The 10,068-nt window shown below is 56.5% G+C and carries 8 protein-coding genes and 2 pseudogenes; 4 read left to right on the top strand and 6 right to left on the bottom strand.

The window, feature by feature from the left end; all coding sequences use genetic code 11:
• Nucleotides 1-906, bottom strand: a 906-nt coding sequence (locus tag BM438_RS43130; RefSeq protein ID WP_143131870.1) for an ammonium transporter, incomplete at its 3' end; no start/stop codon positions are given.
• A gap of 1,092 nt (nucleotides 907-1,998) precedes the next feature.
• Here BM438_RS43130 and BM438_RS43125 point away from each other — a divergent pair.
• Nucleotides 1,999-2,777 (top strand): annotated as a pseudogene (locus BM438_RS43125) (IS5 family transposase).
• A 115-nt stretch (nucleotides 2,778-2,892) separates the two neighbouring features.
• Complete coding sequence (locus tag BM438_RS43120) at nucleotides 2,893-3,930, top strand: methyl-accepting chemotaxis protein (protein WP_093647435.1); 1,038 nt, start codon at nucleotides 2,893-2,895, stop codon at nucleotides 3,928-3,930.
• A 5-nt stretch (nucleotides 3,931-3,935) separates the two neighbouring features.
• On the opposite strand, the pseudogene BM438_RS46910 reads toward BM438_RS43120, so the two are convergent.
• Nucleotides 3,936-4,506: pseudogene (locus BM438_RS46910) on the bottom strand (porin); the annotation flags it as partial.
• Between the two features lie 62 nt (nucleotides 4,507-4,568).
• Between BM438_RS46910 and BM438_RS46830 the strand changes: the two are divergent.
• Entirely contained in the window at nucleotides 4,569-4,868 is a 300-nt protein-coding gene (locus BM438_RS46830; RefSeq protein ID WP_167378555.1) for a transposase, read from the top strand.
• On the opposite strand, the gene BM438_RS43105 is transcribed toward BM438_RS46830, so the two are convergent.
• Nucleotides 4,846-5,784, bottom strand: a complete 939-nt coding sequence (locus BM438_RS43105) for a LysR substrate-binding domain-containing protein (protein WP_093647431.1) — start codon at nucleotides 5,782-5,784, stop codon at nucleotides 4,846-4,848. The genes BM438_RS46830 and BM438_RS43105 overlap by 23 nt on opposite strands.
• Before the next feature lie 897 nt (nucleotides 5,785-6,681).
• Between BM438_RS43105 and BM438_RS43095 the strand changes: the two genes are divergently transcribed.
• Nucleotides 6,682-7,011: a Fe(II)-2OG oxygenase family protein gene (locus BM438_RS43095; RefSeq protein WP_167378554.1), complete on the top strand. Its 330-nt coding sequence runs from the start codon at nucleotides 6,682-6,684 to the stop codon at nucleotides 7,009-7,011.
• 378 nt (nucleotides 7,012-7,389) lie between these two features.
• Here the strand turns inward: BM438_RS43095 and BM438_RS43085 are convergent.
• The 3 genes from BM438_RS43085 to BM438_RS43075 all read right to left on the bottom strand — a co-directional run bounded on the left by BM438_RS43085 (nucleotide 7,390) and on the right by BM438_RS43075 (nucleotide 9,924).
• Nucleotides 7,390-8,522, bottom strand: a protein-coding gene (locus BM438_RS43085) for an IS3 family transposase (protein WP_093647424.1) whose coding sequence is annotated in 2 segments (ribosomal slippage) — nucleotides 7,390-8,261 and nucleotides 8,261-8,522 — 1,134 coding nt in all. Because the reading frame shifts where the segments join, the coding sequence is not laid out codon by codon here.
• Nucleotides 8,523-8,722: 200 nt separating this feature from the next.
• A complete protein-coding gene (locus BM438_RS43080) occupies nucleotides 8,723-9,451 on the bottom strand; it encodes an SDR family oxidoreductase (protein ID WP_093647422.1) in 729 nt (242 codons plus the stop codon).
• Nucleotides 9,452-9,522: 71 nt separating this feature from the next.
• Entirely contained in the window at nucleotides 9,523-9,924 is a 402-nt protein-coding gene (locus tag BM438_RS43075) for a nuclear transport factor 2 family protein (protein WP_093647419.1), read from the bottom strand.
• Between the last annotated feature and the right edge of the window lie 144 nt (nucleotides 9,925-10,068).

The following is a 10,068-nucleotide window of genomic DNA, read 5'->3' as shown; positions in this document are numbered from 1 at the left end:
CGTTGCGAACATCGCGAAACCGGCACGGCCGTCTGCTGCCACGGCCGAACCCGCGTTGAAGCCGAACCAGCCTACCCACAGCATGGCGCCACCGACCAGCGTGAGCGTCAGGTTGTGCGGCGCCATCGCTTCCTTGCCGTAGCCGACACGCTTGCCGAGCACCAGACAGCAGACCAGACCGGCAATACCGGCGTTGATGTGCACCACGGTGCCACCCGCGAAGTCGAGGATGCCCGCACTAGCCAGCCAGCCGGTCGGTTCCCAGACCATGTGCGCGATCGGCGAATAGACAATGATCGACCACAGCGTCATGAACACCAGCATCGCCGAGAACTTCATCCGGTCGGCAAACGCACCGGTAATCAGCGCCGGGGTGATGATCGCGAACGTCATCTGATAGACGAAGTAAACCGTTTCCGGGATCGTCGGCGCGAGGTGGCTGACGGTCAGCGTCGTGGCCTTGTCGCCCTTGACGTAGTTCATGCCCGCCATGAGGACGCGCGAGAAACCGCCGATGAACGAGCCGCCCGGCGTGAAGGCGAGGCTGTAGCCGATCACCGTCCAGACGATCGTCACCACGCAGGTGATCGCGAAGCTTTGCATCAGCGTGGCGAGCACGTTCTTCTTGCGGACCATGCCGCCGTAGAACAGTGCCAGGCCCGGGATCGTCATGAACAGCACGAGCGCGGTGGAGGTCAGCATCCAGGCGGTGTCGCCCGAATTGATCTTCGACGAATCGACAGAGAACGGCGCGGTCGGGGTGGCAGGTGCGGCAGATGCCTCTGCAGCCGGCGCAGATGCCGCTGCGGCGGCCGACGCGTCATCGGCCATTGCGGGTCGAACCATTCCCGCGCCGGCCACGATCAGCAATACTGCCATAACAAACATCATAATTATCTTACGCATATCGGTTCCTCATTTTCCGTGTCCTTTTGGTTGGTTCATTAGCGTGCGTTGTCTTCAGAATGCTCTGTCATCTGGTTCCTCGGTGCCGACGCTGATCGCCTTATCGGTCAACGAACAGAATCTTGCGCAACGCGATTCTTCCCGTACGTGCCGCACTCCGAATGGCTCCGATAGCCGAATCAACGGCAAGAGTCGATGACCCCTGTTGAAAACGACGGCGCAACAAGAGCAACTGCCGTGCCAACCAATTAGATGTAACCACATCAGATTCAATGAAGTGCCTGTTTCTTGAGGAGAGGCGCTCACGGAAGCACGCTTGAGTGCAGCCGTGGTGGTCAATCGGACAGACGTGGATCACATTTTCTATGTAACAGCAGTCGACATCACTCAGTAGCCCATATGGATATTTTAGTTGGCATTTCTAGACGAGACTCTGCACCATGGCGAGGCGCATTTGAAAATGAGCGACCTGGTGAGGTGCGGTTTGAAGATATTTTGTAGCACCGACCTCTTCCAGCGATTGGGAATTGTGGATTCCTAGCACGGCCTTTGCTCGGGAACCTAGAACAGGACGGACACTTGCGTCGATAGTCCGCGAGTCGAACACCATGCCGTAGCAACGCCCGCTGCTTAGTCAACGGAAACCGTCAAGCCCGCCATTTCAACGTCAGGTAGCAAACATGGCAAACGTAATAACTCGCCCGCCGACGATTAGGCCTGACCATCGCGTAACTGAATCTACAATCCATCGGACATGTCTTGACAATTCAATACGGACGTCCATAATGATCATGGTCGAACCGGTTCATCTGCCGTATCGCAACGAAGATCTGATGAATTTCGCGACTCACATAGTTAGAACAACCGACTCAAGTTGGACGCGCAACTGCATTCGCCGGCGCAAACGAATGGTTCAACGTGACTGTGCTAGAGAGGCAATGAATCACACCGAAGTCCGAGACGATTGAAAGACTGACACGGCAGCATTGTGGGCAGGTGCGGCTAGATGGTACGGCCGACCCAGTAGACGAATTCACACAATGACCAGCACGCAGCCGCGGTTTGAACATTGATGACGAATTGTGGACACTGATGGAACCGTTAGTGCCGCCGCCCAAGCCCCGACGCAAAGAGCATCCTGGTCGCCCACGCGTATCGGATCGGGCGGCGTTGAATGGCATCCTGTTCGTGTTGAAAACCGGTCTGCGATGGAACCACCTGCCGACCGTATTGGGCTTTGGCTCCGGCGCGACCCGCTGGCGAAGACTGAACGACTGGCGCAAGGCAGGAGTATGGTATCGACTGCACGAACTGCTGCTCGACAAGTTGCGTGAGGCCGGGCAGATCGATCTTTCATACGCTGCCGTCGATTCCTCGTCGGTACGAGCTGTTGGGGCGGGCAAAAAACTGGCCCGAATCCCACGGACCGCTCGCGACCCGGTTCCAAGCACCACATCCTCGTAGACGCCAATGGCGTTCCCATCAACGCCATCCTGACCGGCGCGAACCGCAACGACGTCACCCAGTTGCTGCCGCTCGTCGACGCGATTCCCCCGATCCGCGGCGCGCGCGGCCGACCACTTCGGAGACCCTAGGTCATCTATGCCGATCGTGGTTACGATTCCGATCCGCATCGTCAACGATTGCACGAACGCGGCATCAAACCGGTGATCGCAAGGCACCGCACTGAACATGGCAGTGGTCTGGGCAAATTCCGTTGGGTCGTTGAACGGACTCACTCGTGGCTCCGCAACTTCCGTCGTCTTCGCATACGCTTCGATCGTCGAGCTGACATTCACGAAGCATTCTTGAAAATCGGCTGCGCCCTCGTCTGCTGGAACATCTTCAGGCGTACGGAGCAGCCTTTTTGAACTGGCCTCTAACTTTTCTCGATTCCCTACGTACCAGTACGCGCCGACACTACTTCAACAGGCTCGATCCTTGCATGGCCGGATATGTGTTAAACCATCTACCAAGGCGTGACCAATGTCGAATCCTCAAGAAATCGTTGAACTTGCACATCGCGTTAAAAAACTCGCGACAAACAAAATATCAGACATTAACGACATAAATAGAGAAACCACGTTTCTCGCGCTTAATGCACTGATTGAGGCGGCGCGCGCCGGCGATGCCGGCAAGGGATTCGCCGTCGTAGCGAACCAGGTCAAGCAGGTGTCAACACGTATTTCAGACATCACGACAGTACTCAACAAGGAACTCGCCGGGTCGTTGTCGAAACTAACCGAGCTGGCCGACGGCATGATTGAGCGTCTGCGCTCACACGAGGAGCAGCGATGCACCGATCTTGCGCTGAATATGATCGATATCATCGACCGGAATCTGTATGAGCGATCGTGCGACGTTCGTTGGTGGGCGACCGATTCGGCAGTGGTCGACTGCCTCGCGAATGGAAATGCTGCTGCTCAAGAATATGCTTCACGTCGATTGTCGGTTATCTTGGATAGCTATACCGTATATCTGGATCTCTGGATCGTCGACGCTGGGGGCACGGTAATGGCCAATGGTCGCCCTAGTACGTATCCGGTCGTAGGTAAGAACATCGCCAATGCCAGATGGTTTGCGGATGCTATGAAAATCAGGTCGGGTTCAGATTTCGTAGCCGGGAACGTGGAAGTGCTCCCGCAATTAAGAGATGCACACGTAGCTACCTATGCCACGGCAATTCGCGAACGGGGTGCAGCTGATGGCCAGCCGCTGGGCGCCCTTATCATCTTCTTCGACTGGGCACCACAGGCCTCTGCTGTCGTACGTGGAGTGCGCCTTAGCGACGACGAGTGGGCGCGGAGCCGCTGCATGATCGTGGACGCGACGTTTCGCGTTATCGCAAGCTCCGATGCGAACGGAATATTGAGTGAACCGTTCCGACTCGTCACTGAGGGAAAAGCCCGTGGATCTTACCGACTATCGGACGGGCGGACAGTCTCCTTCGCAGCGACACCGGGGTACGAAAGCTACCGGGGACTAGGCTGGTACGGTGTAGTCATTCAGGCGCAGACTGCCTGACGCTATCCGGCAGCAAGATTCACATGCCCTTGCATATAGGAAACGCCGAAGCCATATGAGTGATTGTTCGCGAGGCTGCCTGCCTTATTGCTGAACGAATACATCGTTTCGAATGTGACGCCGCTGAACGTCGGGCTTGTGTATTTGACCGAGTTGTTGAAAACGCCCGAATTGGCGGCTAGCTTGTTGTTTTTGAACGGATGCGCAACCATGTTGCCGCCCCACGTTTTGAACTCCACCGTGAGCGGACCGACCAGGTCGTTCACCATGTCAAACTGGCGACCGAACGTCACCTGCCGTATGGATCGCTTTGCAAACCGACCCACGCCTGGGAGCCGAGACCGTCACCGGAGAAAGCCTGGGCGCCGATATTTCGAAGGGATCCCTGCTCCAGCTTTAAAACCGCATGCAAGTCTCACCGAGATCTTCCGAACCCTTGAGACCGAAGACCGTGTTTTGCGTCGAGTTGCTCACTTCCTGCCAGATACTATGTCCGCTATAGATCAATCCAGCATCGGTGAGACCATAGAGCGTCACGCTGATTTGATAACCGTCCGACCGTGACCGTACAGACACCCGATGAAGGCGACGCCATGCTTTCCCGGGGCAGATATGTCACTAAGCCCATAAAGGAAATCATGGACAGAGTGACTGGATTCACCGAAGTCAAGGCCGCCCGCAAGTATCGCCGGCGTACCGTGGACGAGAAACGCGAGATCGTCGAGGAGACGTTATCCAGTGGACGTTCGGTAGAGGAGATTGCACGCAGTCACGAAGTGAACGCGAACCAGGTGTTCGACTGGCGCAAGCAGTATCTCAAAGGACGCCTCGGTGTCGACGGTCGCGAATGTGCCTTGCTGCCTGTCACTGTGAACGAGGTCAACGAAAGCTGCGCCGACGAAGCTGGTGATCGCTCTAGTGAACGTCCTCTTGCTTGACGTACTGTCGCGTTTCCGACCAGTTCTCGCGTCCACCAATACGTTCGCGCAGAAAGTCGACAAACGCACGCACACGCGAGGGCAAGTGACGGCGACTCGGATACATCGCGTAGATGTCCAGCCCGATCGGCGTGAATTCCGACAGTACGATCACGAGCGCACCGCTCGCCAGATCGTCCTCTATCATGTAAAGCGGGTGCATCGAAATGCCGCATCCAAGGCGTGCAGCGTGCAGCAGTGGCTCACCGAAGTTCGCGCGAACAGAGCCCTTGGGCCGTATCGAGTGCGCGCCGTTCGCGCTCTCGAAGGTCCATAGCCCGTTCGGCGACTTCATCGTGTTCAATAAGCATTCGTGTTTGTCGAGATCGTCAATGGTCGATGGCGTGCCGCGCTGTGACAGGTATCTGGGAGAGGCAACCAGATACTGCGGCACGCGGGCAAGCTTCACCGCGACATAACTCGTGTCTTTGAGTTCAGGCGCGATGCGAATTGACAGGTCAAGGCGTTCGCCAACCAGGTCCGCACTCCCATCATCCAAATAAAGCAGCACCTGTACATCCGGATAGCTCTCGGCAAACGCGGTCACTACCGGCACCAGGTGATATGCGCCAAACGACGGCTGCGTACCAACACGCAATACGCCACGCGCACCGCCGACCGAATGCCTGAGGCGTCCTTCGAGGTCAGACATCTGCTCTAGCATCGCCTGCCCACTTTCCAGCAATGTCATTCCAGCTTCAGTCATGCTGACGCTTTTTGTCGTACGCGACAGCAACTGGACGCCCAAGCTTTGTTCGAGCCACGCCACGTGCTTTGTGACGTTGCCCTTCGACATCCCGAGTCGCTGTGCTGCGGCCGAAAAACTCGCCGCGTGAGCCACTTCGACGAACACCTCAATGCAGCGCAGACGGTCCATACACGCTCTTGAAAAAATGGAGGTGGCAGGTCAGTAGCTGCAACCCAGTCTCCGTGATGCGAGTTACGCCGTTTTAGGCGGGGTATGGGACGTCGGAAACGACGTTTCTGGATACGATTCTAGTCCGGCAAGTGCGAGACTCAAGTAAGATTAATGGAAACTCACCGTTCTCGATTTGGAAACAGATACCGCGTCGCCGCGCACAACACGTCCAAAGTATCTGTATAGCCGAAGGGACGAAGGGTTATCCCCTATGAGGTTATTTCCACGTAGCTCCGCGAACTGGCTGTTCTCAATTTGGAAACCGACTGTTCTCCACTGCCCCTTCCCGCGCCTCATGGCGTAATCCTAGAATCCTCAGCAAGCGATGATCGATTCAGCCCCATTCACTCGAAACAACTCATGTCGGCAAACATTGATTCATCACCATTTCCGTCCGCCGCACCCGCGTTGCCGGAGCTGACCCAGACACAGTATCGTTTTTAGCGTTGCGCGAATTGCTTCAACTATGACGGATCGCTCGCCGTGACCTGCGAAGATCTGCGCTGGCATCGACAGGGCCACCTTTTGGTCGGTCACGACGAGTTGCTCGCCGCAATGCACGACCGGCCCGCAATGCAACGTTTTGCGCATGTGATCAGCGACACTTTCGTCGTAGAGTCAACAGCGGACGAATGCAGCACGAAGTCGTACATGACGGCCTATCGATTCGATGACGGCAGCGAGCACGACGGTCCAGTGAAAACCGAGCGACCCTTTCGAATCGATCGTGTCGCTACGCGGTTCCGCCGTACTGCGGACCGGCATTGGCAAATCGCGCAGCTAGCGCCAACAACAGTATTCGAATTTTGAGGGGTAGCGTGAGTTGTAAGTAACCAGTCGCAGAAGGAAACCATCGTGCGGATCAATCCAAGCTCCCGCGCCCTAGGCGCAATGGTCGAAGACATCGACTTGAGCCAACCGCTTTCGGACGCAACGTTCGCGCTGTTGAAACATGCAGTGGGCAAGCACGGTGTGTTGTGGTACCCGCGCCAGCGGGTCGAAGCGACACAACCGAGGAACTTCGCAGGGCTCTTCGGCACGCTGGAGATCAACGTCGCAAATAGCCATCAGGAGCCCGGCATTCCCGAGGTGATTGTGTTTCGAACATCGTTCGCGACGGCAAGCCAATCGGGCTGGTGGATGCCGGCCACAGTTGACACGCGGACTTGTCGAATAGCCGCATGACCGCTTTCACGAACATCCTGTAGGGCGCCGCGAAGCAATTGAAAGGTGATTGACGGCGGGGCTAATGGCCGCGGAAAACCGCTCGCGTCTCCTGATTGAAAAATCGCTCATATCAACTTCCGCGATGCCGGTGCGAGTTACCCGTTTCCGTCACGCGCGCTCCGACGAGCGGCGTTATGTATGCGTTGAGGCAATGCGGCCGGAAGGCACGGTTGCGCTTTCTTCTTCAAGCACGATGATGGTATGTGACGAGTGTTTCGTCCCGAGACACGCCACCTAGCGAAAATTGGTTATGCAAGTTTCGAACATTTGGAATCAGAGGTGGCGCCGTTGGTTCGGACAGTCAGTTCGAGTTTATAAGTGGAAGCACCGGGGTAATCAAGCTGCCGATTTGATCGCTGGCAGCATCGCGAAGTATGCCTCATCCGGGGTCCGATCTGCCAGGCTCGAATGGGGCCGTTTTTGGTTGTAAAGGTTCAGATAATCGCCAATCGAACGGCGGGCGTGGCTGACGGTTTCATAGGCTTTCAGATACACCTCTTCGTATTTGACGCTGCGCCACACGCGCTCGACGAACACGTTGTCGCGCCAGGCACCTTTGCCGTCCATGGACAGGCGGATGCCCCGGCTTAGTACCGCCTCGGTGAAGTCTGTCGCCGTGAACTGGCTGCCCTGGTCGGTGTTGACGATCTCAGGTTGCCCGTATTTCGCGAACGCTTCCTCCAACGCCTCGACAGCGTGCATCGCCTCCATCGTGATCGCCACCCGGTGGGACAGTACCTTTCGGCTGGCCCAGTCCACCACGGCCGTCAGATAGACGAAGCCGCGCGCCATCGGGATGTAGCTCGTGTCCAGTGCCCATACCTGGTTTGCCCGGTTGATCGTCATGCTCCGCAACAGATACGGCCAGATCTTGTGCTTCGCATGACGGCGGCTCGTGTTCGGCTTGCAGTACAGCGCCTCGATGCCCATGCGCTTCATCAGGGTGCCAACATGTTTGCGCCCGACCTGGATATTTTCACGTTTGAGCAGGCGAACCAGCATCCGCGCACCGGCGAACGGAAACTCCAGATGCAGCTCATCGAGTCGGCGCATCAGTTTCAGATCCGCCTCGCTGACCGGGCGCGGCTCGTAATAAGCGCTTGAACGGGCGATGCCCACCAGCCGGACCTGCCGGCTCATCGGCAGCGCGTGGTCGTGATCAATCATCGCTTTACGCTCAGCAATCCCGCCTTGCTGAGCGCGCCTTCCAAAAAATCATTCTCCAGTGTCAGCTGCCCGATCTTCGCGTGCAACACCTTCACATCGACCGGCGGCTCGGCCGATGTCTTGCCCGTCTCGAATACTTCGGCAACGCGTTCCTGCAATTGCTTCTTCCAGTCCGTTATCTGGTTCGGGTGCACTTCGAACTGCTGCGCCAACTCCGCCAGCGTCTTGTCGCCCTTCAGGGCCGCCAGCGCCACCTTCGCCTTGAACGCCTGGGAGTGCGCACGTCGATTCCGTTTCGTCATTTTTCTGGGTTCCTCTTTGCCAGCCATTATGGCCGACTCGGACCCCAGCTTTTCCACTCAACGAACTGTCCGAATTCTCGAGGCCACCTCTATCCCAGCTAACCAGAAGGACAGCGAATGCGAATTAATAGACTGTCGCATCCGTACGCCCTAAAAATTGAAGCCTCAACGAACCTTAGTGATTGAGTGCATGCCGCTAGTTAGATCTGCGCTCGCCCACCGTCAACAAACAGTTCGATACCCGTTACGAAACTAGAATCATCGGAGGCGAGAAACAGGGCAGCCTTGGCTATTTCTTCGGGCGTTCCCATCCGACCCATCGGGATGGTAGACACAATCCGCGCAATTGCATCCGCAGGTTGCTGCCCCACCGCTGGTGTTTCGGTCGGACCCGGGCTAAGGACATTTGAACGAATGCGACGGTCCTTCAGCTCAACGGTCCACGCCCTGACGAAACTGCGTATAGCAGCCTTCGTGGCTGCGTAAACCCAAAAATTGGGCGTGCCTTTTACGCTCGCAACCGAACCAGTGAGGATGATGGACGCACCGTCATTGAGTAGAGGCAACGCCTTTTGCACTGTGAACAGCGCACCTTTCACGTTCGTGTTAAAAAGCCCATCGAAGTGCTCTTCGGTCATCCCCTCCAATGAGGCAAACGCTCCGTAACCTGCGTTAGCAAAAACAATGTCGATTCGACCTTTCTTTGCGACGGCACCGTAGAGCCTATCTAGGTCGTTAAAGTTGGCAACATCACCTTGAATGCCGGTGACGTTGTGGCCAATTGTTTCTACGGCCTCGTCCAACTCCGTCTGACGGCGACCAGTAATGAAGACATAGGCGCCTTCCTTCACGAAGAGCTGTGCGGTCGCCAAACCAATACCCGTGGAACCGCCTGTAATTACAGCAATTTTTCCTTGCAACTTACCCATAGCTAATACTCCGATTGGTAATCAAAAATGTGTATTTCATGCTAGTAGTCACGTCGCATGCATCACGCACATCAAGCAGGGAAGCGGTCCCCGAACATCGGCAGTCCGCTCTTGGATTCCGGCTGCGTCGCTTCATCTTGAAGCACATCCCAGTGTTCGGCCAAGAGGCCGTTTTCGATCCTGACTATATCGGTGGCAATCCACGATGTCGGACGGCCAATACCTGAAAATCGACCATGGACGATGACGTAGTCATCTTCCGCGACGATCAACCCGTGCTCATATCGTAGGGTGTCGGGGAGGCTACGAATCAATCCCAGGAGCCCATCACGGCCCGGTTCGATATGCGCACTGTGCTGAATGTAAGTATCTGACCAGAAACGAGCGGCTGCCTCGTAATCCCGTTTGTTGAAGAGGGTATCAAATGCTTCCAGCACAAGCGTCTTGTTTTCTTCGGGTGTGGTCTTTGACATGAGCTATACCTCAGTAGCACTACATGCAATGGCGCGCTTGGGTGCCGCGCTATCAAACTAGGCCCTCGGGACGACTGCGCGCAAGGACATACCGCCCCTAATCCATGGACCGCGCGAGTGCTGTCCGCCGCCGTCAGTATTGCC

It is taken from the genome of Paraburkholderia aspalathi (assembly GCF_900116445.1).
GTDB classification, from domain to species: domain Bacteria; phylum Pseudomonadota; class Gammaproteobacteria; order Burkholderiales; family Burkholderiaceae; genus Paraburkholderia; species Paraburkholderia aspalathi.
Note: the sequence above shows the minus strand (reverse complement) of the source record. Positions and strands in the feature narration are given on the sequence as shown.